Annotated in this window: 19 protein-coding genes and 1 pseudogene; 9 read left to right on the forward strand and 11 right to left on the reverse strand. The window is 74.4% G+C overall.

All coding sequences use genetic code 11. The features are described 5' to 3' along the window. The first annotated feature begins 2 nt into the window (after positions 1–2). The gene (locus QWJ13_RS14730; protein WP_316524623.1) at positions 3–2003 is read left to right on the forward strand and encodes a hypothetical protein; all 2001 of its coding nucleotides are present in this window, start codon (positions 3–5) and stop codon (positions 2001–2003) included. A gap of 149 nt (positions 2004–2152) precedes the next feature. Further along, the gene (locus QWJ13_RS14735) at positions 2153–2611 is read left to right on the forward strand and encodes a MarR family winged helix-turn-helix transcriptional regulator (protein ID WP_316524624.1); all 459 of its coding nucleotides are present in this window, start codon (positions 2153–2155) and stop codon (positions 2609–2611) included. A 217-nt stretch (positions 2612–2828) separates the two neighbouring features. Here QWJ13_RS14735 and QWJ13_RS14740 read toward each other — a convergent pair whose 3' ends face one another. The 4 genes from QWJ13_RS14740 to QWJ13_RS14755 all read right to left on the reverse strand — a co-directional run bounded on the left by QWJ13_RS14740 (position 2829) and on the right by QWJ13_RS14755 (position 7333). Then, positions 2829–3212, reverse strand: coding sequence for a DUF742 domain-containing protein (locus QWJ13_RS14740; RefSeq protein ID WP_316524625.1), 384 nt, complete (start codon positions 3210–3212; stop codon positions 2829–2831). Continuing rightward, a complete protein-coding gene (locus tag QWJ13_RS14745; RefSeq protein WP_316524626.1) occupies positions 3209–3649 on the reverse strand; it encodes a roadblock/LC7 domain-containing protein in 441 nt (146 codons plus the stop codon). The genes QWJ13_RS14740 and QWJ13_RS14745 overlap by 4 nt, the downstream gene beginning before the upstream one ends. Continuing rightward, positions 3646–5676: a sensor histidine kinase gene (locus tag QWJ13_RS14750; protein WP_316524628.1), complete on the reverse strand. Its 2031-nt coding sequence runs from the start codon at positions 5674–5676 to the stop codon at positions 3646–3648. Before QWJ13_RS14750 ends, QWJ13_RS14745 begins: the two co-directional genes overlap by 4 nt. A gap of 346 nt (positions 5677–6022) precedes the next feature. Continuing rightward, positions 6023–7333 carry an acyl-CoA dehydrogenase family protein gene (locus QWJ13_RS14755; RefSeq protein ID WP_432277509.1) on the reverse strand — a complete coding sequence of 437 codons (1311 nt, stop codon included), beginning with the start codon at positions 7331–7333 and terminating at the stop codon, positions 6023–6025. A 410-nt stretch (positions 7334–7743) separates the two neighbouring features. On the opposite strand from QWJ13_RS14755, the gene QWJ13_RS14760 reads away from it, so the two are divergent. The 3 genes from QWJ13_RS14760 (at position 7744) to QWJ13_RS14770 (ending at position 13111) form a co-directional block, all read left to right on the forward strand. Beyond that, positions 7744–8814, forward strand: a complete 1071-nt coding sequence (locus QWJ13_RS14760) for a GAF domain-containing protein (RefSeq protein WP_316524629.1) — start codon at positions 7744–7746, stop codon at positions 8812–8814. Positions 8815–8977: 163 nt separating this feature from the next. Then, entirely contained in the window at positions 8978–10576 is a 1599-nt protein-coding gene (locus QWJ13_RS14765; protein WP_316525191.1) for a lipase maturation factor family protein, read from the forward strand. Positions 10577–10867: 291 nt separating this feature from the next. Next, on the forward strand, positions 10868–13111 hold the full coding sequence (locus QWJ13_RS14770) for a hypothetical protein (protein WP_316524631.1): 2244 nt from the start codon (positions 10868–10870) through the stop codon (positions 13109–13111). 146 nt (positions 13112–13257) lie between these two features. Here QWJ13_RS14770 and QWJ13_RS14775 read toward each other — a convergent pair. Together QWJ13_RS14775 and QWJ13_RS14780 are read right to left on the reverse strand one after the other, a co-directional pair. After that, a pseudogene (locus tag QWJ13_RS14775) lies at positions 13258–13421 on the reverse strand (M55 family metallopeptidase); the annotation flags it as partial. A 12-nt stretch (positions 13422–13433) separates the two neighbouring features. Beyond that, positions 13434–14255 (reverse strand): helical backbone metal receptor, encoded by an 822-nt coding sequence (locus tag QWJ13_RS14780; RefSeq protein ID WP_316524633.1) that lies wholly within the window; start codon positions 14253–14255, stop codon positions 13434–13436. A 171-nt stretch (positions 14256–14426) separates the two neighbouring features. On the opposite strand from QWJ13_RS14780, the gene QWJ13_RS14785 reads away from it, so the two are divergent. The 3 genes from QWJ13_RS14785 (at position 14427) to QWJ13_RS14795 (ending at position 17428) form a co-directional block, all read left to right on the forward strand. Continuing rightward, the gene (locus QWJ13_RS14785; RefSeq protein ID WP_316524635.1) at positions 14427–15509 is read left to right on the forward strand and encodes an ABC transporter substrate-binding protein; all 1083 of its coding nucleotides are present in this window, start codon (positions 14427–14429) and stop codon (positions 15507–15509) included. A 63-nt stretch (positions 15510–15572) separates the two neighbouring features. Further along, a complete protein-coding gene (locus QWJ13_RS14790) occupies positions 15573–16610 on the forward strand; it encodes a FecCD family ABC transporter permease (protein ID WP_316525193.1) in 1038 nt (345 codons plus the stop codon). After that, positions 16607–17428 (forward strand): ABC transporter ATP-binding protein, encoded by an 822-nt coding sequence (locus tag QWJ13_RS14795; RefSeq protein ID WP_316524637.1) that lies wholly within the window; start codon positions 16607–16609, stop codon positions 17426–17428. Before QWJ13_RS14790 ends, QWJ13_RS14795 begins: the two co-directional genes overlap by 4 nt. On the opposite strand, the gene QWJ13_RS14800 is transcribed toward QWJ13_RS14795, so the two are convergent. From QWJ13_RS14800 to QWJ13_RS14815, 4 genes are all read right to left on the reverse strand, one after another. Beyond that, positions 17425–18498 carry an L-tyrosine/L-tryptophan isonitrile synthase family protein gene (locus QWJ13_RS14800; RefSeq protein WP_316524640.1) on the reverse strand — a complete coding sequence of 358 codons (1074 nt, stop codon included), beginning with the start codon at positions 18496–18498 and terminating at the stop codon, positions 17425–17427. The two genes, QWJ13_RS14795 and QWJ13_RS14800, sit on opposite strands and share 4 nt — an antisense overlap. 105 nt (positions 18499–18603) lie before the next feature. After that, on the reverse strand, positions 18604–19917 hold the full coding sequence (locus QWJ13_RS14805) for a cytochrome P450 family protein (protein WP_316524643.1): 1314 nt from the start codon (positions 19915–19917) through the stop codon (positions 18604–18606). Positions 19918–19998: 81 nt separating this feature from the next. Next, the gene (locus QWJ13_RS14810; protein WP_316524645.1) at positions 19999–21366 is read right to left on the reverse strand and encodes an MFS transporter; all 1368 of its coding nucleotides are present in this window, start codon (positions 21364–21366) and stop codon (positions 19999–20001) included. 284 nt (positions 21367–21650) lie between these two features. After that, the gene (locus QWJ13_RS14815; protein WP_316524647.1) at positions 21651–22214 is read right to left on the reverse strand and encodes a sigma-70 family RNA polymerase sigma factor; all 564 of its coding nucleotides are present in this window, start codon (positions 22212–22214) and stop codon (positions 21651–21653) included. A gap of 55 nt (positions 22215–22269) precedes the next feature. Here QWJ13_RS14815 and QWJ13_RS14820 point away from each other — a divergent pair, with 55 nt between their 5' ends. Next, a complete protein-coding gene (locus tag QWJ13_RS14820) occupies positions 22270–22521 on the forward strand; it encodes a zf-HC2 domain-containing protein (RefSeq protein ID WP_316524648.1) in 252 nt (83 codons plus the stop codon). A 314-nt stretch (positions 22522–22835) separates the two neighbouring features. Here QWJ13_RS14820 and QWJ13_RS14825 read toward each other — a convergent pair whose 3' ends face one another. Then, positions 22836–23762 (reverse strand): hypothetical protein, encoded by a 927-nt coding sequence (locus QWJ13_RS14825; protein ID WP_316524650.1) that lies wholly within the window; start codon positions 23760–23762, stop codon positions 22836–22838. Between the last annotated feature and the right edge of the window lie 669 nt (positions 23763–24431).

Consider the following 24431-nt stretch of genomic DNA (forward strand, 5'->3'; position numbering starts at 1 on the left):
GCGTGACGGCACGAACGAACGACTGGCCGGGCGTGCGGCCCGAGGTGGTCGCCGAGGTGGTGGCCGGTCTGAGCGCCCGCTTGCAGAAGCGGCTGGACGGCGCGGCGGCGAAGCTGGCGCAGCGGCCGGTGGCCCGCGAGGGCGACGAGTGGCGGGTGGAGGTGGACGAGGAGACGGTGCTCGTGCTGCACGCCCCGGGCGGGGTGGTCGCCGCGCAGGCCGATGTCCGCTGCGGCTGCCTGCTCGCCCCGGCCTGCGTGCACCGGGCGGCTGCCGTCACCCTCTGCCCGATCGCCGAGGCCGAGGCCGGGACCGGGGCCAGGGCCGGGGCCGAGACCAGGGCAGGGGCAGGGGTCGGGGTCGAGACCAGGGCAGGGGCAGGGGTCGGGGTCGGGACGGACCCCGAGGCCACGCCCACGGCCACGGGCGCCCCGGGCGAGGCCGCGGAACGGTCCGAGGAGTCGGCGGAGCAGTCGCCCGCCGCGACGGCCCCCACCCCCCTCACCGCCGCCGAGCGCGCTGCCGCCCGCCACCTCCACCGGGCCGCGGCCGCCGTCCTGGCCGCCGGGGTGAGCGGGGCGGGCGCCGTCTCCCAGGCCGAGCTGCTGCGCGCCGCCCACCGGGCGCGCCTCGCGGGTCTGTACCGTCCGGCCGCGGCGGCCGTCACCGTCGCCACGCGGGTCCGCGCGGCACGCTCCGGCGCGCCCGACCACCGGCTGGTGGACCTGGTGGCCGGCCTGCGCGAGCTGCTCGGCCTCACCACGGCCCTGGCCTCCGGCGCCGCCCCGGCCCCCGAGCTGCGCGGTACCGCGCGCCAGGCCTACCGGGAGGAGGGCGGGCTGCGGCTGTACGGCCTGTTCACCGAGCCGGTGCTGACGGCAACCCACGCCGGCGCGGTCAGCTGGGCGGTGGACGCCGACGGGCGGCTCAGCACGATCGCCGAGGTGCTGCCGCACGAGGACGCGGCCGCCGCCGCCCCGCAGGCGGTCGGGGCGGGCAACCGGACGGTCCGGCTGGGCGACGCCGCGCTGAGCCACCGCGAGTTCAGCCGCGCGGGGCTGGTCGTCCAGGGCGCGACCAGGTCCACCGGCGGCCGGCTCGGCGCCGGCGCCTCGGTACGGGCGGTCCGCGCCACCGGCACGGCATGGACGGCGGAGCCCGCCTCCCGGCTCTGGTCCGAACCGGTTCCCGCCCAGGTGGCGCGGGCGCTCGCGGCGCAGGAGCTGCCGTACGAGAGCCGCCCGGCGGGGAGCGACCTGCTGTTCCTGGACGTCACCCTGCTGGGCACGGCCCCCACCGGCCCGGGCGGGACGCCACAGCTGCTGGCCCGCTGCACGGCGAGTGACTCGGTGATCGTCCTGCGCCCGGCGCATGAGCACCCCGACCTACCGTTCCGGGCGAACCTCGCGCTGCTCGCCACCGCACCCGGCCTGCGGCTGCGGGCGATCGGCCGCCTGGAGCGCGCGGACCGCCCGGAACTGCGCCTGCTCGCGATCGGTGCGTCTCCGGACACCCCCGGCCCGCTGGCCCGCCCCGCCGACCGGGCGGGCCGGGTCAACCTCGGCCTGGAACGCCTCCAGACCGCCGACCTCGTCACACCCGAGACCGCACCCGAGACCGCGACCGATCCCACGCCCATGCCCACGCCCACGCCCACGCCCGAGACCGCACCCGAGCCGACCGCCCCGGTGCCGTACGGCCCGCCCGTCCATGTGCTCGGCCGCCGGGTCGAGCAGACCGTCACCACCGGCCGGCACGCCCTCGCCCCGAGCGAGGCCTCGGCGGCGGCCGACCGCGCTCTGCTGCGCGCCGCCGGGCTGGCCACCGCCGCCGAACTCCTGGACGCCCTGCGGGCCGCCGCGGCCGACCGGCAGCGCGACGTCTTCGGCCGGATCGTCACGGATGACCACGACGCCTTCGCCACCGTCTGGCTGACCGCCGCCTCCTACACCGAGGAGCTGGCCACGGCACTGTGCGCGGCGGCCTGGTCAGGAGAGGGGTGAGAGAACGGTCGCCGGGCGGCCGCCGGTCGAGGGAGCCGGCCCGGAGGTATAAGCCGAACTATTTGCACGGACCGATATTCCGCGCCGACTGGCATACTTGCAGGAGGGAGTCACCGTACGAGACAGCGCGACGGAAGAGTGGGCGAGTCATGGGAATCCGCGACGATGCGGCCGAGATCCGGTCCCGCGGCTGGCGGACGCTCGCCGCGCTGCACGGGATGATCGACACCGCGCTGGAGAAGGCGCTCCAGGCCGAGTTCAAGCTCTCGGTGGTCGAGTACACCGTGCTGGAGGCGCTCTCGCGCCAGGACGGCTGGCACATGCGGATGCAGCAGCTGGCCCGGGCGGCAGCGCTGAGCAGCAGCGCGACCACCCGCCTGGTGAGCCGTCTGGAGGACCGCGGCCTGCTCAGTCGCTTCCTCTGCGTGGACGACCGGCGCGGCATCTACACCGAGCTGACGCCCGAGGGCCGCGACCTGCTGACGGCGGCCCGCCCGGTGCACGACGCCGCCCTGGAGGCGACGCTCGCCGAGGCCACCGAGGTCCCCGAGCTGGCCCCGCTGGTCGAGTCGCTCACCGAGCTCCACCCGGCCGGTGCCGCCGGCTGAGCCCAGCGCCGCCGGCTGAGCCCAGCGCCACCGGCTGAGCCCAGCGCCACCGGCTGAGCCCCGCGCCGTCGGCTCGGCCGTCAGAAGCGAGAAGCGGAACTGCCCGGGTGTGCCGAAGAGGTAGAGCACCTATCTTGACCGCGCCCGCACCAGGCTCTGGGGCGTCAATTCGGTTCTCCTGGAGGGGAATCGTGGCAGCGCGCTCGGCGCCGGCCGGTCAGAGGCGGCGGACGCCCTCGATCACGGCCTGGATCAGCGAGACGGCCGGCGCTTCGGCGAGCGGGACTGGGGCACGGGTAAGGATCAGCCGGGCCTCGGCCAGGTCGTCCAGCAGCACCTTGACCACGCTCACCGGCAGGTCCAGGGCGGCCGCGATCTCGGCCACGGCCAGCGGGCGTTCGCGGCACAGGTCCAGGATCGCGGCCGGTTCGGGCGCCAGCCGTCGGGTGTCGGCCCGCGGATCGGCGGTGACCACCAGGGTGATCAGCGTGAAGCCGTCCCGGACCGGTCCGGTGCGCCCGTTGGTGATCGCGTACGGGCGGACCAGATGGCCCGCGTCCTTGTCGTAGAACGAGCCCTCGTCGGGTCCGGCGGACGTCACGCACCACCACCCTCGCCGACCTCCCCGACCTCCCCGAGATCGCCGCGCGGCGCCGCGGTGAGGAACTGGCCGACCTGCTTGACCAGCATGTTGATCTCGTAGGCCATCAGTCCGGCGTCCACCTGCTCGCTGGTGAGGACGGCCAGCCGGGCGCCCTGCCCGGCGGTGGTGACGAACAGGAACAGCTGGTCCATCTCGACCACGGTCTGCCGGACCCGACCGCCGTTGAAGCGATGTCCGGCGCCGCGGGCCAGGCTCTGGAGGCCGGAGGCGACGGCGGAGAGGTGCTCGGCGTCGGCCCGGGCGAGGCCTTGGGACGTGCCGACGAGCAGACCGTCCGCGGACAGGACGATGGCGTGCCGGGTCTCGGGCACCCGGGCGACCAGCTGGTCCAGCAGCCAGTTGAGGTCGCGCTGGGTCTCGGTGGGCTGCGTCACGGCTGCTGTTCCTCGGTTTTCTCGACGGCGGGGGCTTCCACGGCGGCCTGCCACGACGCGGCCGGCCCGGCAGGTGTGTCTGACCCGGCATCGGCCGCGCGGGCGTTGCGGGTGCCGCGCTGGATAGCGGCCATGGTGGCGCGGGACCGCGCCGGAGAGGGATCGTCGGCCGAGGCGGCATCGTGCCGGTAGCCGGACGGGGCGGGTCGCGTCCCCTGGGCGGGGGGCGGCACCGGGGCGCCGAGCGGCTCGGCCTCGCGGAGCTGCTCGGCGAGGCTGGCGTTGCGGACCCGCCGCGGCAGGACCGGCGGGGTGCGCAGTTCGTCGTCCGGGCGCTGCTCCGCGGGCTCCTCCCGCGGACGCTCGTGGGCGGGCGGCGCGACATGGCCGGCCGGGCCGCCGGTGATGTCGGTTGCCGGGCCGGTGAGGGGGCCGTCCGCAGCGCCGCCGGGACCGGTCGACAGGTCGTACATACGCGGAGGCATCGGCCGGGGCACGACGACGGCGCCGGGCAGCCCGGGGATCTCGGCACCGACGGGCAGCCCGCCGTGGACGGGAGCCGCCCCCGCACCCTCGGCCCCCGGCTCTCCTACCGCCTCCGCACCGGCACCGACCGCACCGGCGCCGCGCCCAGGACCTTCAGTCGCTGCGGGCCCGACCGGAACGGCAGGCGCTCCCGAGGCCCCGAAGGGCCCCGGTGCCCCCTGCCCGATCTGCCCGCCCTGCCCAAGGCCATCAGCGGCAATCCCGAACCCGAACCCGGCTCCCGAACCGGCACCCACCCCGACCCCGACCCCGAACCCAGCCTCAGCCCTGTCCCCGGCATCCGCACCGGACTCCGCCACCGGCGTCCGGGTGATCCGGGCCCCGGACGGCAGCCCCGGCACCGCCGCCGGCTGTCCGGCCTGCTCCAGCAGCACGGAGGGCACCAGCACCACGGCCCGGGTGCCGCCGTACGGCGAGGGACGCAGGGCGACCCGGACGTCGTGCCGGGCCGCCAGGCGCGCGACGACGAACAGTCCGAGCCGCAGGTCGTCGCCGAGCGCGGAGACGTCCAGCTCGGGCGGGTTGGCCAGGTACTCGTTGAGCCGCTCGTACTCCTCCTCGGTCATGCCGAGCCCGCGGTCCTCGACCTCGACCGCCAGCCCCTTGGGCACCTCCTGCGCGGAGACCTGCACCTGGGTGTACGGCGGGGAGAAAGTGGTGCCGTTCTCGATCAGTTCGGCGACCAGGTGGATGACGTCGGCGACGGCCTGCCCGCTGAGCGAGACGCGCGGCACGCCCTGGACGACGACCCGGGAGTAGTTCTCGGTCTCCGAGACGGCGCTGCGCAGCACGTTGACCACCGGTACGGCGTTGCGCCAGCGCCGGGCCGGCAGCGCGCCGCCGAGGATGACCAGGTTCTCGGCGTTGCGCCGCATCCGGGTGGCCAGGTGGTCGACGGCGAACAGTTCGCGCAGCAGCTCCGGGTCCTCGTGTTCGCGTTCCAGCGCGTCCAGCATGCTGATCTGTCGGTGGATCAGGATCTGGGTGCGCCGGGCGATGTTGAGGAAGACCTTCTTCGTCCCCTCGCGGCCCTGGGCCTGGTGGACGATGGCGGCGACGGCGGCCTGGCGGACGGCGGCGAGGCCGTCCGAGGTCTGCTGGACCATGTCGCCGGTCCGCCGGGGTGGCGCCCAGACGGGCGGGACGGGCACCTGCTCCCCGGCGCGCAGCCGTCCGACCACCTCGGGGATCTCTTGCTGAGCGAGTTCCATGGTGTCGGCCCGCAGCTCGGACAATCGCACGGACAGCGCCCGGGTGGTCCGGATTCCACGGAACAGGCTGATCAGCACCACCAGGGCGACGATCGCACTGCCGACCGGCAGCGCGGTGCGGTGCCCGGAGTCGCGCAGCAGGTAGACGGCGTAGCCCCAGGCGGCGGCGAGGCCCAGGCTGGGGACCAGCACGAGGGCGAGGAGCGGGTTGCGGAGGGAGCCGGGCCGGCCGGCGCGGTGGCCCGTGCGGTGGGCCGATATGCCTGGCATCTGATTCCTTGCTCCAGGGCCGGGGCGCGGGACCGGGACACCGGTTCGGACCGGCGGTCCGAGCGGCGGGTCGACCCCGCGCGGCCGGCCGGGCTTCAGGGCGTCGAGGCCGGGGCCGCCGGAGCCGGTGACGAGGTGTCATCGGCAGGGCGGGGCGCAGCGCGGCCGCCGACCGCATGGAACGCTATCAGCCTCGGGTGTACCCCACGCAATATCAACTGATGATATTGCCAAGGCTGATGGCTCGGATCGACGGCTCGGTCGATGGGCTGCCCAGCCGCCTCGCCCCGCCCGCCAGCCCGCCTGCCCGTCACCCCGCGCGCCCGCCCGTCACCCCGTCACCCCGTCACCCCGCCAACGGCATCGGCAGCACCCGACCGCCCCGCTCGCCCCGCTCGCCCCGCTCGCCCCGCTCGCCCCGCTCGCCCGGCTCCTCCGCCGAGTCCTCCCGCCGGGTGAGCTCGGCCCACGCCCAACTGGTCAGCTCCGAAAGCTCCGCCGACCACTGGGTACCGTACGTGCCCGAGGCGACCTGCCCGAGCCGCAGCCGCTGGACGTCCGAGGTGCCGGCCGGCGGGTAGACGTGGGTGGCGTCCCGCAGGTAGCGCTCGATGCCGAACTCGGTCTGGAGGCCGCGCGCGGCGTGGATCTCCATGGCGTTGCGCGCCGAGTCCAGGGCGTACTCGGTGTTGATCAGCTTGGCGTTCATCAGTTCGGCGTCGCAGGCGCGGCCGTGGTCGAGCAGGTAGGAGGCGTGGTAGGCGGCGAGTCGGGCGGTCATCAGCCGGGACTGCATCTCTCCCAACTTCAGCAAGATGTTCGGGAGTTGGTTGACCGGTCGGCCGTAGAGAACCCGTTCCTCGGCGAACCGGGCGGTGTCCTCGACGATCGCGGTGTGGATGCCGAGCGCGACGGCGGCGAGGTTGATCCGGCCGTAGAGGGTGGAGGAGGAGTAGGCGACGTCCAGCCCCTGCCCCTCCCGGCCGAGCCGGTTGGCGGCCGGGACTCGGCAGTCCTCCAGGACGATCTCGCCGAAGCTGAAGCCGTGCAGCCCGCTCTGCGAGCCGGGGGAGCCGGTGCGGAACCCGGGGCGTTCGCTCTCCACCAGGAACGCGGACAGGCCCCGACTGCCTTGCCCGGTACGGAGGATCACGCCGTGCACGTCGCCGATGTGGGAGTTGCCGACGAACCACTTGCGGCCGTTGAGCACGTAGTCGTCGCCGTCGCGGACCGCGGTGCCGGTCATCCCCAGCACGTGCCCGCCGGAGTCCGGCTCGGTGACGGCGATCGTCGGCAGGCACTCCCCGGAGGCGAACTTCGGAAGCCAGGCGCGGCGTTGGGCCGGGGAGCCGTAGTGGAGCACCTTGGCGACACCGAGTTGGGAGGCCTGGGCGATCGAGCCCGCGGCCCCGCTGACCCGGGCCAGTTCCTCGACGATCACGGTCTTCGCGACGTGTCCCAGGCCGAGGCCGCCGAACTCCCGTGGAATCGTCACGCCGATCCAGCCCCGGCGGGCGATCGCACGGGCGAGCTCGACCTCGATCGTCCGCTCGGTCTCCATTCTGGCCACCTGAGGGCGCACCTCCTTCTCCGCGAAGTCACGGACCTCTGCGCGAAGTTGCTCGTGACGGCCGTCGGTGAAGTAGTCCATCGCCATGCTCGGTTCCTCTCGAAGCGGGTGGTGTCGTGCCTCCGTCCGTGCCGTCGAAGCCGCTCCGGCAACCCCAGGGGGTCAGTGGGTGTGCGGGAGTGTCGGCCGATCGCCCCGGTGCGATCGGCGCATGCGTCACCGGGCGGTGTTCCGGCGAGCGGCACCGTCCGTGTCTTCGGCAGGGCTCATTGTTGTATGGGCGCGCCGGGGCAACCCAGAGTCGATCTTGGATTGGCGTGATTCGGTCCGTCCTCATCGGAAGGGGTTTTGCCGCGGCCCCGAAAGGGGATTGATCTCCGCTTCCGTGACGGTCCGTCGACCGGTTCTCCACGTGCCGTTTTGACTGGCCATCGGTAGATCGGAAGAACGCCGAACGGTCAATCCCGGGCGTCCTGAACTCTGGTTACATGTGCGCCATGACTGATGTGATGAGCACTCAAGGCCAGTTCCCGGGTGCCTCGGCGGAGTCCGCGCGAACCCGCAGGCTGCGCGGCCTTGGGCTCAACGACCCGTCCGCGGACGAGGCCTTCGACCGCTTCGCCCACCTGGCAGCCAGTATCACGCGCGCTCCCATTGCGATGGTCAACTTCATCAATGACGAGCGTCAGATGTTCCGGGGGCTCTACATTCCGCCAAATGCGGCCGACACGACCGAGAACGGCTCGTCCTGGGCGGACCGCGGCATCGCCTTCGACCTCCCCACCCGCGAGATGCCGCTGAGTCACGGCTTCTGCCCGCACGTCGTCGCCCAGCGCTCCCCCCTCGCGCTCGACGACATCCTCGCCTACCCCCGGTTCGCCGGGAATCCGGTGGTGGACGAACTCGGCGTCCGCGCCTACCTCGGCGCCCCGCTCGTCGACGACACCAACACCGTCATCGGCACCGTCTGCGTCCTGGACCGGGAACCCCGGCAGTGGGGGCGCGAGCGGCTGCGCGACATCCAGCACCTCGCCGAGGCGCTGCTCTCCGAGATCCGGCTGCGCGACAACCTGCTCGCCCAGCGCCAGGAGATGTTCGCCGCCTTCGACGGCTCGCCGTTCCCGATCATGCTCACCGAGGGACCGGGCCAGGAGATCCGGTACGCCAACGCCCAGCACGCCGACATCTTCGGCGCGCCGACCGCGTACGGGACGATCGGCGCCGCCTACCCGCAGCTCGGCGCGGCGGGCCTCGAACGGGCTGTCGTGGAGGCCTACCACACCGCCCGTGCCGTCGTCCTCGACAACGTCCGGGTCACGTCCGCCCGGCCCGACGCGCAGCGCGGCCAGCAGGTCTTCAGCTTCACCTGCACCCCGCTGCGCTCCGCGCTCACCGGCCGTATCAACGGCGTCCTCACCGTCGGCATGGACGTCACCGCGCAGTCCCGCACCGAGGAGGAGATCGGCACGCTGGCCGCCCTGCTCGTCGACCGGCTCCAGCAGAGCGGCGCCACCGGGCCCGTCCGCTCCGGGGCCCTCGGCGATCCCGGGCCGGTCCTGCCCGACTGAACTCCGGCCGGCCCGGACCGTCCGCCACCGTGGCGGGACGCCTCTCACCCCCGAGGAGAGGCTCCCCGCCACGGTGCTGTCCGGGCCGAGCGGGTGAACCGTCCGCCCTCCGCCGCCCCGACCGGGCCCGCACCCCGGGCGCCGGGTGGTAGGCATGGGCCGCATGGACTGGTTCGCCGCCCCCGACTACTGGCTGAGCCGGCTGCTCGTCCAACGCCTGCTCGCCGTCCTCTACCTGATCGGATTCCTGGCCGCCGCCGCGCAGTTCCGTGCCCTGATCGGCACCGACGGCATGCTGCCCGTGCCCCGCTTCACCGCCCGGGTCCCGTTCCGCCGCTCACCCGGCCTGTTCCACCTCCACTACAGCGACCGCTTCTTCGCCGCCGTCGCCTGGGGTGGCGCCGCCCTCGCCGCCGCGGTGGCGGCCGGGCTCGGCGACATCGTCCCGCTCTGGGCGTCGGCCCTGCTGTGGGCGGTGCTCTGGGTCCTCTACCTCTCCATCGTCAACGTCGGGCAGACCTGGTACTCCTTCGGCTGGGAGTCCCTGCTGCTCGAAGCGGGCTTCCTCGCCGCCTTCCTGGGCAACGCCGACACGGCCCCGCCCGCCCTGGTGCTGTGGCTGATGCGCTGGCTGGTGTTCCGGGTCGAGTTCGGCGCCGGACTGATCAAGCTGCGCGGTGACAGCTGCTGGCGCGACCTGACGTGTCTGCGCTACCACCACGAGACCCAGCCGATGCCCGGACCGCTCAGCTGGTTCTTCCACCACCTGCCCGACCCGCTGCACCGGGTCGAGGCCGCCGCCAATCATTTCGTCCAACTCGTCGTACCCGTATGCCTGCTGCTGCCGCAGCCGGTCGCGAGCTACGCGGCCTGCGCCGTCGTCGCCACTCAGCTCTGGCTGATCGCCTCCGGCAACTTCGCCTGGCTCAACTGGCTGACCGTCGCCCTCGCCCTCGCCGCCGTGGAACCGGCCCGTCTCGGCCTGCCCGTCCACACCCGCGCCTACCCCGGCACCCCGATCTGGTTCGAGGTGCTGGTGCTCGCGCTGACCGCCGCCGTCGCGGTGCTCAGCTACTGGCCGGTGCGCAACATGATCTCCCGCGGCCAGGCCATGAACCGCTCCTTCAACCGGCTCCACCTCGTCAACACCTACGGCGCCTTCGGCAGCATCAACCGGCTCCGCCAGGAGGTGGTGGTCGAGGGCACCGACGAGGCCGAGCTCACCCCGCACACCGTCTGGCGCGAGTACGGCTTCAAGGGCAAACCCGGCGACGTGCGCCGCCTCCCGCGCCAGTTCGCGCCCTACCACCTGCGGCTCGACTGGCTGATGTGGTTCGCCGGCATCTCGCCCGGCTACGCCGGCCCCTGGTTCCTGCCCTTCGTCGCCCGCCTGCTCTCCGGTGACCGGGCCACCCTGCGGCTGCTGCGCCACAACCCCTTCCCGGACGCCCCGCCGACCCACGTCCGGGCGACCCTCTACCTCTACCGGTTCACCGATTGGCGCGAACTGCGGGAAACCGGCGCGTGGTGGCACCGGACGGCGCTCAGCGAGTACCTCGCGCCGGTCGACCTGCACGCCCTCGGCCGGGCCGGGTACCGACCGCCGCTCGGCCGCCGGAGACCGGCGCCGGGACGCGGCGTCCGGGAGGTGCCGCTGAACGGGGTCCGCCGTCCCGGCCGTCCGCCCGTCCGGCGGCCGGTTCGTCGGCCCGTCCGCCCGCCGGATCCGCCCGGCGGCGGGCAGCGCGACGAGCCGCGCTGAGCAGCGCGGACGGCTGTCCGGACCGTTGCCGGGACCACCGCGGGCCCGGCGGTCGGGCCACCCGATCGGACCAGCCCGAGTGGCGGCCAGGCGGGCGGTATGGCACACGACACCCGCCCGTACGGGCGGTGGGTGCGTGCAAGGCTCGAACGGGCACCCGTATTCTGGGCGTCCACAACCGGCAGCCCGACCGCGCGCCCCCTTGCCCCGCCCCAGGGGCGACCTCCGCGCAACCGGTCCGCCGCCCCCTCGCCGCCAGCCCCGCCGTCGTCGCCCAGAACCGGACCTCACATGACAGTGCTTTCCTCGCGCAACGCCGACGCAGCCGACCCGGCGGATGCCGCCGACGCCGCAGACGTCAAGGACCTCCAGGACGCCGCCGCGGAACCCGACCTCCGCGAGGACCTCGGCCGCTACGCCGAGCTCGGGGCCTTCACGCTCACCGCCGAGACCCACGCCTGGTACGCGGCCGCCACCACCGTCGCGACCCCCGAGGACGCCCGCGCCGCCTCCACGGCCCTCGCCGAACTGCGCGGCAGCGACCTCACCCAGACCTGGGAGGCGGTCACCGCCCTCGCGGCCGAGGCCAAGCTCGACGAGCCCGACACCGTCGCCAAGACCGCGCTGCTGGTCGAGATGCTCCAGCGGGTGCACCGCACCTCCGCCACCCTGTTCCCCGCCGCGTACGACGCCGACCTGGTCGCCCTCGCCGCCGCCACCGCCGACAGCGCCTGGCGCCGCGAGAACGGCGTCAAGCTCTCCTGGCTGCGCGGCCGCTCGCTGCGCAAGCAGGCCGTGGCACTCGCCACCGACCGCCGCATCCGCCGGGAGGACCTGCACGAGGCCCTCACCTCCGCCGAGATCGAGCGCCGCGCCTGGACCGCCCTCGCCCCGACCGGCACCCTCCCGCGGGTGCCCGCCGACGGCGCCATGGTCGACCGCACCGCCCAGGCCTTCGAGACGATCAACGCCGGCCTGCGCGGCCTCGCCCGCCTGCTGCCCGACCACGACCTGGACGGGCTGCCCTTCGCCGAGCTGATCGACCTGGTCGAGCGGCTCGCCGCCGACGAGGGCACCCTCTACCGCCTGCCCACCATCCGCGGCCTGCGCGCCGGGCTGGAGGAGGCCGGCCTCGCCGACCTGCTGACCGAGCTCGCCGCCGCCAAGGCCGACCGCCGCGCCGCCGAGGCCGCGTACACGGCCCGCCAGGCGCTGGCGGCCGGGCAGCGGGACGGGCTGGCGAAGGAGGTCGCTGCCGAGGAGGCGGTGACCGAGGAGGCGGTGACCGAGGAGCCGGTGACCGAGGTGGCGGACGCCGAGGCGGCCGAGGACGTGGCCGAGGCCGAGGAGCCCGCAGCCGAGGAGCCCGCGGCCGAGGAGACGACCGACCAGGCTGACGCCGAGGCGGCTGCTCTTCAGGCGCTGGCCGGTGGGCAGCGGGACGGGCTCGTGGAGGAGATCCCGGTTTCGGTGACGGCTCCGGTGGAGGAGACCGACGAGGCTGTCACGGCTGGGGAGGCCGAGACCGAGACCGAGACCGAGATCAAGGACGACGTCGAAGCCGACGTCGAGCCCGACGCGGAGCAGGCCGAGACGGAGACCCCGGCCGTTGTGGTCTCGCTCCCGGCGCCCTCGCCGGCAGCCGATGACCTGGTGGCCGCTGCGACCGCCGTCCTCGCCGAGCCCGCGCCTGTGGACGAGCCGGTGGCTGCTGAGGTCGTTGAGGTTGTCGAGGCCGAGGGGCCCGCTGCTGAGGTTGCCGTCGAGACCGAGACCGAGACCGAGACCGAGACCGAGACCGAGGCCGAGTCGGCGGTCGAGATCGAGGCTGCCGAGGAAGCTGCCGAGGTCGAGTCTGAGGCTGTCGTCGCCGAGGCTGAGGTCGCTGTGGACGAGCCGGTGGCTGCTGAGGTCGAGTCGGCGGTCGAGGCCGGGGCCGTTGCGGTGGAGCCCGCCGTCGCGGAGGCCGAGGTCGCTGTGGTCGAGGAGCCCGCTGCCGAGGTCGAGCCCGAGGCTGAGGTCGCTGTGGTCGAGGTGGCGGAGCCTGTTGCCGAGGCTGCTGCCGAGGAGCCCATCGCCGAGCCCGAGGTTGAGTCGGCCGACGAGGTCGAGCCGGTGGCCGAGGCCGAGCCGGAGCCCATCGCCGAGCCGGAGCCTGTCGCCCAGCCCGAGGCTGTTGTCGCCGAGGCAGAGGAGCCGGTCGTCGAGTCCGAGCCGGAGCCCGTCGCCGAAGCCCCCGTCGCCGAAGCCCCCGTCGCCGAAGCCCCCGCCGTCGAGCCTGAGCCCGAGCCCGAGCCGGCTGCCGAGCCCGTCGCCGACGCCCGTCCCGCGAAGCCGGACTTCACCCCCGGGCGTCCCGTGACCGCCTACTCCGCCGACGAGCTGCTCGCCGTCGTGCGCTGGGTGGACGGTGACGGCACCGAGCGGACGGACGAGGAGCTGCTGCGGGCGGCCATGAAGGAGCTGGGCTTCGCCCGCCTCGGCCCGCGGATCAAGGAGGCGCTGGGCGCCGCCGTCGCTTCCGCCCGCGGCTGACGACGTACCGCCGCGAGGCACCGGGCCCGGGACGCGAGCACGCGTCCCGGGCCCTGCCGTGTCCGGGCCCGCGCCCGAGCGACTCCCGTCAGCCGGGCTTGACGGTCGCGAGCTGCGCGAGCAGCAGGACCGCGTCGGTCCGCTCACACCTCGGCCGTGGGTTCGGCGTCCAGCACCCCGGCGATCACGCTGTTCGCCTCGGCCGTCGCCATCGCGCGACCGCGTCGGAGTCGTAGTGATCCTGATTCGTCTCGCTGGGATGCGCGATCCCCGAGATGCCCTCCATGTCGACGGACATCACGATCTTCATGACGCGGGGAGTCTAGGCGCCGTCGGCGCGGCCCGGCCGGAGCGGATGCTCCAGTGCCTGCCGCAGGACGGCCGGGGCGGTCACCAGGGACGGCCCGTACCAGGTGAGGTGCCGTCCGCTGACCAGCGCCGCCGGTAGGTCGGGGAACGACTCCGGGCCGTCCTCGGCGGTGAAGCGGTACGGCTCGTCCGGCAGGACCACCAACTCCGGTCGGCAGGCGATCAGTTCGGGAAGCGGGATGGCGGGGTAGCGCTCGGGGTGGTCGGCGTGGACGAGTCGCAGGCCGAGCCGGCGCAGCAGGTCTCCGGCGAAGGTGTCGCGGCCGAGGACCATCCACGGCCGGCGCCAGATCGGCACGACCGCCCGTGGACCGTCGGGCCGCGCCCGGGTGTCGCCGCTCCCGACGGAGGCCCACGCCGCCTCCGCCTCGCTCAGCCAGGCCGGGCGGGGCAGCCCGCAAGCGGCGGTCAGCAGCCGGTCCAGGGAGCGGAAGGCGTCGTCCAGGGTGCGGATGTCGGTGACCCAGACGGGGACACCGGCCGCTCGCAGCGCGTCCAGGTCGGGGCGCCGGTTCTCCTCGTCGTTGGCGAGGACGAGGTCCGGTGCGAGCGCGAGGACGCGTCGGACGTCCGGGTTCTTGGTGCCGCCGATCCGGGTGACGGGCAGGTCGCCGGGGTGGCTGCACCAGTCGGTGGCGCCGACCAGCAGCCCGGGTGCGGTGACGGCGACCGCCTCGGTCAGCGAGGGCACCAGGGAGACCACCCGGCGGGGCGGGCGCGGCCCGAGCCGGACGGGGAGGTCGAGGTCGTCGCGCGGGGCGGTGAGGTCGGCCATCCGGCCAGCCTACGGCTCCGCCGCCGGGGGCGGGCAGGGGTGTTGGGCGCGTACGGGCCGCACCGGCCGCAACCGGTCGCGATCGCCCGGGAACCCGGCGCCCGGGTCGGCCGACTACTGGTCCGGGTCCGCAGCACGGGCCCGGCACGATCACCGACCAGGAGAGTTGTCATGCGCCCTCGCGTCGTCTGCGGCATCGCAGCCGCCGTCGCCCTGTTCGCCACGGCCTGCGGAAGCGGGGCCGGGAGCGGGTCGACCCCCTCCGTCACCCTCCAGCCGACTCCGGCCGGCGGCTACCCCGTCAAGGTCGCCGACTGCGTGGGCAAGGAGACCACCATCGCCAAGGAGCCGACGAAGATCGTCACCAGCAACGCGGCGAGCCTGGAGTTGCTGCTCCAACTCGGCGCCGGCGACCGGGTGATCGGCACCGGCTTTCCGCCCGGCAAGGGCACGCTGCCCGCCGCCGTCGCCGAGCAGGGCGCCAAGGTGCCGGTGCTCGGGGACAAGGGCATCGCCAAGGAGAAGCTGCTCGGCTCCGGCGCAGACCTCTACGTGGACACCTTCGGCGCGATGCCGATGATGGGCGGCGGCGCCACCGGCCCGAGCGAGGAGGAGTACGCGGCGGCCGGCATCCAGCACGTCTACCTGCTCTCCACCGCCTGTGCCGGGACGCCGAAGGCCGCCAAGGCGCCGCGCACCGACCTCTCCGGGATCGCGGACGACGTCCGCCGGCTCGGCGCCGTCACCGGGACGTCCGCGTGGGCGGAGGAACTGGTCACCGGGATGGAGAAGCAGCTCGGCGAGGTCCGCACCGCGCTGGCCGCCGTGCCGGAGGAGCAACGGCCGAGCTACTTCGTCTTCGACTACGACGCCGGCACCAAGCAGCCGACGGCGGTGTGCGGGCGACAGGTCGCCAACGCCGTGATCACCCAGGCCGGGGCGCGCAATGTGTTCGCCGACTGCGACGCCGACTTCAAGCCCGGCTCCTGGGAGGACGTGGTGGCCAAGAATCCCGACTGGATCCAGCTCGCGGTGCGCAACCGGGGCAGCGAGGAGGCCACCCGCAAGGCCTTCGACGAGGCCGAGGCCTTCCTGAAGGGCTTTCCCGCGACCCAGGGCCTGAAGGCCGTCCAGGAAGGGCACTTCGTCCGGCTCGGCTCCGAGGTGACCACCATCGCGGGGGTGCGCAACGCCGACGCCGTCCGGCAGATCGCCGCCGCCGTCCACCCGGACCTCGTCAAGAACGGGCAGTAGCAGGTGACCTCGGCCACCACTCGGGAGCGGCGCGACCAGCCCCGCCGGCCCCGCCCGGCCCGCATCCTGCGGGCCGGGCCGCTGGCCGCGCTCCTCACCGCCGCCCTGGTGCTCGCGCTGACCGCCGCCGTCTCGCTCGGCTCGGTGGACGTCCCGCCCGGCGAGGTCTGGTCGGTGGTCGCCCGCCGACTCGCCGGGCAGGCCCCCGCACCCGGCACCCACGACCTCATCGTCTGGCAACTGCGTGCCCCCCGCGCCCTGTTGGCGGCCCTGGTCGGCGCCGGGCTCGGACTGGTCGGCACCGCCGTGCAGGCCCTGGTCCGCAACCCGCTCGCCGACCCCTACCTGCTGGGCATCTCCTCCGGCGCCTCGCTCGGCGCGGTCGCCGCCATCGTCCTCGGCACCACCCTCGGGCTCCAGCTCCCCTTCGGCAGCGCGCTCGGCCTCACCGTCTCCCTGGCGGCGTTCGCCGGCGCGCTCGCCGCGTTCTCGCTGGTCTGGCTGATGGCCCGGCGCGGCGGCGGCTTCTCCCCGCTGCGCCTGGTCCTCGCGGGCATCGGCATCGCCCAGTTCCTCGGCGGCATCACCAGCTACCTGGTCCTCCAGACCCGCGACGAGCAGCAGACCAGGGGTGTGCTGTTCTGGCTGATGGGCAGCCTCGGCGGCGCGGTCTGGGCCCAACTCGCCGTCCCCGCTGTCGCCGTGGCGATCGGGCTGGCCCTGCTCCAGGCCCGTGCCCGGGGGCTCAACGCGATGCTGATGGGCGACGAGACGGCCGCCGGGCTCGGCGTGGACGTCACCCGGCTGCGCCGCGAGGTCTTCGTCGTCACCAGCGTGCTCACCGGGGTGCTGGTCGCCGTCTCCGGCGCGATCGGCTTCGTCGGGTTGATGGTTCCGCACGTGTGCCGGCTGCTCGTCGGCGGCGACCACCGGCGGCTGCTGCCGCTGTCCGCGCTCACCGGGGCCCTGCTGCTGGTCGTGGTCGACACCGTGGCCCGCACCGCCCTGGATGGCCAGGAACTGCCGATCGGCGTGGTCACCGCGGTCCTCGGCGCCCCCACCCTGCTCTACCTGCTGGACCGACGACTGGAGCGCAATTGAGGATCGCTGTCGAGGACTTGAGCGTCGCCCTGGCCGGACGGACGGTGCTGGCCGGGGCCAACCTGATCGCCGAGGAGGGGGAGATCGCGGGACTGGTCGGACCCAACGGGAGCGGCAAGTCCAGCCTGCTGCGCACCGTCTACCGACACCTGCGGCCGAGCGCCGGCCGGGTGCTGCTGGCCGGGCGGGACCTGGCGGAGCTGCGGCCCGCCCAGTCGGCCCGGCACATCGGGGCACTTCCCCAGGAGCGCGGTGGGGACTTCGAGCTGAGCGTCCTGGAGGTGGTCGCGATGGGCCGCACGCCCTACAAGCGGGCCTTCGCCGCCGACGACGCCGAGGACCACCGGATCACCGCCGAGGCGCTGGCACGGGTCGGCATGGCCGAGGCCGCCGACCGCCGGTTCGCCCAACTCTCCGGCGGCGAACGGCAGCGGGTCCTGCTGGCCCGGGCGCTCGCCCAGCAGCCGGACGTCCTGGTGCTGGACGAGCCGACCAACCACCTGGACGTCCGGCACCAGGTCGAACTGCTCGCCCTGCTCCGGGAACAGCGTCGCACCACCCTGGTCGCCCTGCACGACCTCAACGCCGCCGCCTCGGTCTGCGACCGGCTGCATGTCCTGCACGGCGGCGCCCTGGTGGCCTCCGGGGCGCCGCGCGAGGTGCTGACCGCCGAACTGCTGGCCGAGGTCTTCGGGGTGCGGGCCGCGGTGGTCGAACACCCGCTCACCGGAGACCCGTTGATCGCCTTCGACCACCGCAACCCGGCGGAGGGTTCTACCGCCGCCGGTGCGGCTGACCGTACGGGCTCACGCCCCTAGCGGTTCTCGTCGGAGCTCTCGTCACGGCCCCCGGTGCGGTCCTCTTCGCGGTCCTCCTCGCGGTCCTCCTCGCGGTCCTCGTAATGGCTCGGCCGGCCGTCGCGCAGCACCAGCCGGCCGAGCCGCGCGGCCTCGTCGCTGCGCAGCAACTCCCGCTCACCGCCCGTGCGGTGGAGCACCGCGGAGTGCCAGGGCGTGGTCCAGACGTCGGCCGCCGCCAGCAGCCGGATGCCGAACTTGGCCGCTCCGGCCGGCTGCGGGTGGATGGAGAGCCGGACCGCGCGCGGGTGGTGCTCGGCAATCAACTCGCCCCATGCTCGGCTGCGTTGGATCACTGCGTAGGCGCGGCGGCGACACTCCCGCTGGAGGGCGGAGCGGGTGCCGGTGAAGCCGACGGTGTCCTCGGAGAGGAAGCGGGTGATGCCCCGGTAGAGCCGCAGGGTCTCCTCCTCGGTCAGCACCTGTTCGCGCAACTCCTCGACGCTGGGCGCGTACCGGGCGTGCACCCGGGCCCGCTTCTCGTCGTACGGGAGGTCGCCGAGGACGGCCCGCAGGTCGAAGGTGTCGAGATGGGGCAGGCCCTCGCGGGCGATCATGGCGGTCAGGGCGTCGGAGTAGGCGTCGATGTGGTCGTCCGGGACGTTGATCAGATCGCCGAAGATGTGCCCGTCCGAGCAGATCAGCATCCGTGCGCCGGGCGCGTAGAGCCGGCCGATCTGGGCGCAGAGCCCGTCGAGGAAGGACAGCGACAGCCGTTCGCCCTCGTCGGGCAGGTGGCCGAGCACCTTCGCCGGGTTCGGAGACTTGCAGGGGAAGCCGGGCAGGGTGAGCGCGATCGGCTCGCCGGCGGCGATGAACTCCGTCAACTGCGCCAGCTGGAGCGGGAAGTGCTCCGGACGGGCGTCGAACTCCGGGTCGGCGGCGCGACGGTGCGGCAGCAGCAGGCCGAGGACGCGAGCGGCGAGCCGCTCGGGCGAGGGGCGGTCCTCGGCGGCGGCGGGCGCGGCGGTGACGGCAAGGGCGGTGACGGCAGGTGTGGTGACGGCGGGGGCGGTGCCGACGGGCGGCATGGTGGGTCCTCCACGGAAAGTGGTGCGAAACGGTCGGCGGGCGGCGGGGAGCCTGGTGCTCCGGGGGAAGCGGCGAGGGTCGGTGGCAGGGGGCTGCGGTCGGGGTCAGCGGCGGTGGTCGTAGGCGACCGGCAGCCGGTCCACCCCGCGCGCCAGGACGGCGGGGATCCACCCCAGGTCCGCCAGGCCGTTGCCGGGCTCCTCGGCCGGGCGCAGACCGGTCAGCCGGGTGAGCAGGGTGGCGAGGGCGACCTGGAGTTCGGCCCGGGCCAGCGCGGCGCCGGGGCAGTAGTGGATGCCGTGGCCGAAGGCCAGGTGGGCGTTGGGGGTGCGGTCGAGGTCCAGGCGGTCGGCCTCGGGGAACTGCTCGTCATCGCGGTTGGCGGCGCAGAGCGAGACGATCACCGAGTCGCCGGCCGGTACGCCGGTGCCGAACAGGTCGCCGTCCTCGGCGAGGAACCGCCAGGTGGTGAGCTCGAACGCGGCGTCGTGGCGCAGCAGTTCCTCCACCGCCCGGGCGAGCCGGCCGGGCTCGTCGACCCCCTCGCGCAGCCGGGCGAGCTGCTCCGGGTGGCGCAGCAGGGTGACCAGCATGGTGGTGATCTGGTTGGTCACCGGCTCCTGCCCGGCGACCAGCAGCTGGAACACCATCGAGTCCAGCTCCGCGCGGCTCAACTCGCCCGCGTCATGGGCGTTGACGAGTCGGCCCAGCAGGTCCTCCTGCGCGACCCAGCCGGGCTCCCGGCAGTCGGCGCGCTTGCGGGCGACCACGTCGGCGATGTACGTCTGGAGGCCGCGCAGCCGTGCCTCGTACGCGGGGCGGCCGGGGTCCTGCGGGCCGACCGGCTGGACCACCTTGCCCCAGTCCCGGTCGAAGCGCTCCGCCAACTCGGGCGGCAGGCCGATGACTTCGGCGAGGACGCGGAAGGGGTAGAGCGCCGCGAAGCCGGCCACCAGGTCCGCTCCGCCGGACTCGGGCAGCCGGTCCACCAGCGCGTCGGCCAGTTCCCGGAAGCGGGGGCGCAGCGACTCCACCCGGCGCGGGGTGAAGGCGTCCAGGACGAGCCGGCGCATCGAGGTGTGCTTGGGCGGGTCCTGGTGGAGCAGGTGGACCTGGAGCTGCGAGTGCTGCGGCTCGGGCATGATCGACGCGAGTCGGCGCCAATTGTCGTTGCCCAGCGCGTGGTTCTTGCCGAGGCGCGGGTCGTTGAGGGCGGCGTGGGCGGCCCCGTAGCCGGTGACCAGCCAGGCGTGGATGCCGCTCGGGAACTCCACCCGGTGCACCGGCCCGGCCTCGCGCATCGTCCGGTAGAGCGGGTACGGGTCGCGCTTGTACGCCGGTCCGTACAGCGGCACGGGGGAGGGGAGACGATCGTACCCGTACGGGCAGCGGGAGTTGTCGGGGGTGGTGTCGGTCATCTCGGGGTGATCCTTCGGTGGTGCCGGGGGAGTGCGGGATGGGGAGCGCGGGACGGGGAGTGCGGATGTTCGGTGTCGGCGTCAGCCGCGGCGGTGCGGGGCGAGCAGGACGACCGCCGTCGACGCGACCAGGGCGGCCAGGGCGATGCCGGCGCGGGTCCCGATGGTGGCGCCGTCGCCGGCCAGGGCGGCGGCGGTGGCGAGGGCCGGGCCGAGCGCGAAGCCGAGGCTGCGGGCGAGTTGGACGGCGGAACCGGCGGTGGCGAGCTTCCCGGGCGGGGAGGCGGACATCACCAGGGCCTGAGTGGGGCCGCCGTTGAGCCCCATTCCGGCACCGGCGAGGGCGAGTCGCGCGGCGATCTCGGGGGCGGACCAGCCAGTGTCCAGCGGGACGAGCAGGGCCAGCCCGAGGGTGGTGACGGCGGCGCCGGTCAGTGCCGTCGGCCGGGCGCCCCAGCGGTCGGCCAGCCGCCCGCCGACCCGGCCGGCCAGCACCATGCCGAGCGGGAACGCCATCATGGTGAGCGCGGTCGCGGTGGCGCTCTCGCCCCGGGGGCCGCGCAGGTGCTGGGCGAGCAGGTAATGGCAGGCCGCGAAGCCGGCGGCGAGCGCCAGGACCGAGGCGTTGGCCCCGGCGGTCCCGGCGGTCCGCAGCACCTCCGCGACCGGCCGACCGCCCGGGCGGCGCAGCCAGAGCAGCACCAGCGGCGCGGCGGGCAGCGCGAGCAGCAGCCACTGCGGTGCCCGCGGGGCCAGGGTGAGCCCGAGCAGGACGGCGGCCACGGCGGCGCCGATCAGCGCGGCGTCGCCGAGCGAGGCCCGGTCGGGCGGCCGCAGCCCACCGCGGCGCGGGGCGTGGCGTCGCACGATCAGGACGGCGGCCAGGCAGACCGGCAGCTTCACCAGGAAGATCGCCCGCCAGCCGAGGTGGTCCAGCAGCAGGCCGCCGATCACCGGACCGGTGACGGCGCCGAGCGGACCGAGCGTCGCCGGTACGCTCATCGCCCGGCCGCGCAGCTCGGGCCGGACGGAGGTCGCGGCGAGCACCGGCATCAGGACGAAGAGCACGGCCCCGAAGGCGCCTTGCAGCAGCCGGGCCGCGATCAGCCAGCCGGCCCACGGGGCGCAGGCGGCTAGCACGCTGCACGTGGCGAAGCAGCCGACGGCGAGCAGCAGGGCCGAGCGGGTGCCGACCTGGTCCAGCCAGCGTCCGGCCGGCAACAGCAGGGCGACGAGCGGGAGTTGATAGCCGAGGACGGCCCACTGGGCGACCCCGGGGGAGACGTGCAGACCGGCCGAGATGTCGGTCAGCGCAAGGTTGACCACGTTCATGTCGAGCATCGCGACGAACGACAGCAGGCCGGCGGCTATCACCAGGCTCCAGCGGTCGACCGGTTGATGTTGACGATCCGTCAGGGGGCTGGCGGCCTGGTCGGGTTGCACTGCCATCGAGTCCCTCCGCTTCCCGTTCTGCCGTTTCCGGACGCCGCCTCGGCGGCGGGGTCCGGTACAGCAGTCGGGGGCGAGGGGGCTCCGGTTCCGAACACTTGGGGGAATTTTCCGGAGGCGGGTGGATGCGGGCGGCGAACGGCTGACAGTCGACAGGTTTCAGCGAACAGATAACAGCTGACAGATTTCGAAATCTGTCAGCTGTTATCTGTAATCCGTCACCTGTTCGTTGTTCGCTGATTGCCGTTCGCCGACCGCCCCCTCCCGCCACCGCGAGCCCCCGCTCAGCAGGCCGCCGCGAGCTCCCCGGACTCGGCGGCGCGCAGGCGTGCCACCAGTTCCTCCCGCGCCCGGGCGACCCGGGAGCGGACGGTCCCGACGGGGCACCCGGCGACCTCGGCGGCCTCGGCGTAGCTCAGGCCGACCACCTGGGTCAGGACGAAGGCCTCCCGCCGCTGGGCGGGCACCCGGTCGAGCAGGTCGTCGAGCGCGATGCCATCCTCGAAGCCGGCCGTCGGCGCGCCGTCCTGCCGCTCGGCCGCCTCCTGCCAGTCGGGCAGCACCGCGCAGCGCGGCCGGGCCGCCGCCATCCGGTACCGGTCGATCACCGCCCGCCGGGCGATCGACAGCAGCCAGGTGCGGGCCGAGGAGCGCCCCGCGAACGAGGGCAGGCCGCGCAGCGCGCGCAGGAAGGTCTCCTGGGCGAGGTCGTCGGCGGACTGGACGTCGGTCAGGTGGGCGACGAAGCGCCAGACGTCCCGCTGGGTCGCGCGGACGAAGGCCTCCACGTCCGCGGCCCGTCCGGAGCGGGCGGTCAGTGCGAGCGCGGTGAGCTGTTCGTCATCCACGGCGTCCCCCGACCCGGAGAGCCCCGACGCCACAGCCGTACGGAACGATGGTCATATGAGATGCGCGCAATTTCGCACCGCCCTGTCCGCCCGGCTGGACGGTGAATCCAGCGGTCTGCCGGAGGTCCGGCTGGACAAGCACGTCGCGCGCTGCACCGGCTGCCGGGACTGGCTGGCCCAAGCCGAACGGCTGCGCGCTCGGGTACGGACGGACGCCGCCGACGGGCCCTCGCCCGAGTGGTCGGCGGGGTTGCTCGCCCGACTGGGTGAGGACCGAGAGGGAGGTCAGCCCCCCACGGCGCGGTAGCCGCGGCTGGGGCGCGCGGCAGAGCGGGAGCGATGGGACGGGGGCGCTTGCCGAAGCCGGTGCGCCGTCGAAGTCAGACATGGGAAGGGTCCCGAGGGAAGGCGGGGGACGGCAGCTCTCAAGGCGGCGCCGTCGGCGTCCGTGGGCAGCCGCGCGGCACCGCCCGAACCCCCAGGGGAGTCACGGCGGCGGGCGCGGGCCCGCACCCTGACGACACGACGGCGCGAGGCGCGGCCGTACGACAGGGCGACCTGCCCGTCGCGAACGTCCAGGCGGCCGGAGGTGGCCAGGGCGTGGAAGGAGCGGCGGGCGCGTCAGCAGGCGAGGGCGAACGCCGGCGGTCCGCGCCGGACCACGGCATGCGTCAGCAGCACCGCCCGGGGCGGTCGGGCCCGGGCGTCGGCCGGGCGGGGCGGCGCCGGGGCCCGGTGGCCGAAGGGGCGCGCGAACAGGGCCAGCAGCGGAAGCAGCAGCGCCCCCGCGACCACCGTGCCGAGCGCTCCGAGCAGCTCGAAGAGCCGTACCAGTGCCGCGTCACCGCGCCAGAGCAGGAGCGCGCACGCCAGCGCGGCGAGCACGTGGGCGGCGGCCATTCCCAGTGACAAGCCGTGGGACATCCCGTGCGCCATGTCGCGCGCCGGTGCGTGCGCCGGTCCGCTCACCAGGTCCTGCGCCATCCCGTAGGAGCCTGCGCCGTGGAGGGTCCCGTCCGGCATCAGGTGAGGCCCGGCGGACATCCCCGGCGTTCCCGCCGTCACGGACAGGTCCGGGTCCAGGGCCGGCTCCAGGGGCGTCGTGCCCGAGGCCGCGTGGCGCGTGCCCCTGGGCGGCCGCAGGCTGCCGGTGGCCGGTGGGACATCCGGGTCGATGCCCGCCATCCGGGCCAGTTCGACCGGGGAGAGCCCACCGGGCACTCGGTCGGGATTGCAGAGCAGCAGGGCGGTCCAGTCGGTGGTGGCGAGCCGGCCGAGGCTGCCGCCGCCTCGGGACATGGCCCCGGCCTGTTCGAACAGCTGGTGCAGCGCGATCTGCGCCACGACCATCCAGAGGCTGATCAACCCGAGTCCGCGACGCTTCCCGGCGAGCAGCCAGGTCAGCCCGAGGACCGCTCCGAACGCGCCGGTCAGCACGGTCGGCGAGACACCGGAACCGGCCATGGCGACGTGCGCGGTGGCGGCCATCGCCACGCACAGCGCGGCGAAGACCACGGCGCGCAGCAGGCGGATCCGATCGGTCGTCACGATGGCACTCATCGTCGCACCCACCCTGCCCGGCCATGACCGCACCCTGCGGTCATGGCCGGTTCTGTGCCGTGAGACCATGCCCGGCCGCTCGCCGCGCAGCCCGTCGGGCCGACCCGTTGGACCGGCTTCGGCAGGGGCTTCGGACGGGGTGTCGGAACGCGTATCGGACCGGCGCGCCGACCCGACCAACCGCTCGTAGGACCATCGGGGCGGTTTGACAGCGCCGATCGCCTGCTCACTAAATGTGCACCACCCAGTGCGGTGCGTACCGGGACGATGCCATCCAGAAGTAGGGAGGTCCGGTCTTGAAGACCCCGACGGATGCCTCGGCGCCCATCGCCGACACTGCCGAGTCCGCTGCCACCACGGAGCCGACGGTCCCGCCACAGGCGACCGCGCCGGAACGGGCGAAGGCCCCGGCCAAGGCCGAGGACCCCGTCGAGCAGGCCGACTCGGCCGAGGCCGAGGGGCGGGCTGAGGAAGCTGAGCAGGTCGAAGCCACCAAGCAGGCCGATTCCGCCGCGTCCGGCGAGTCGGCGGTGGCCGCCGAGCCTGCCGAGGCCACCGATTCGGTCAAGACCGAGAAGCCGGTCGAGCAGGCCGGTTCCGCCGAGCCCGCCGAGTCGGCCGAGCCCGCCACCGAGGCCGAGGCCACCGAGTCGGATG

It is taken from the genome of Kitasatospora brasiliensis, assembly GCF_032654805.1.
GTDB lineage: Bacteria > Actinomycetota > Actinomycetes > Streptomycetales > Streptomycetaceae > Kitasatospora > Kitasatospora brasiliensis.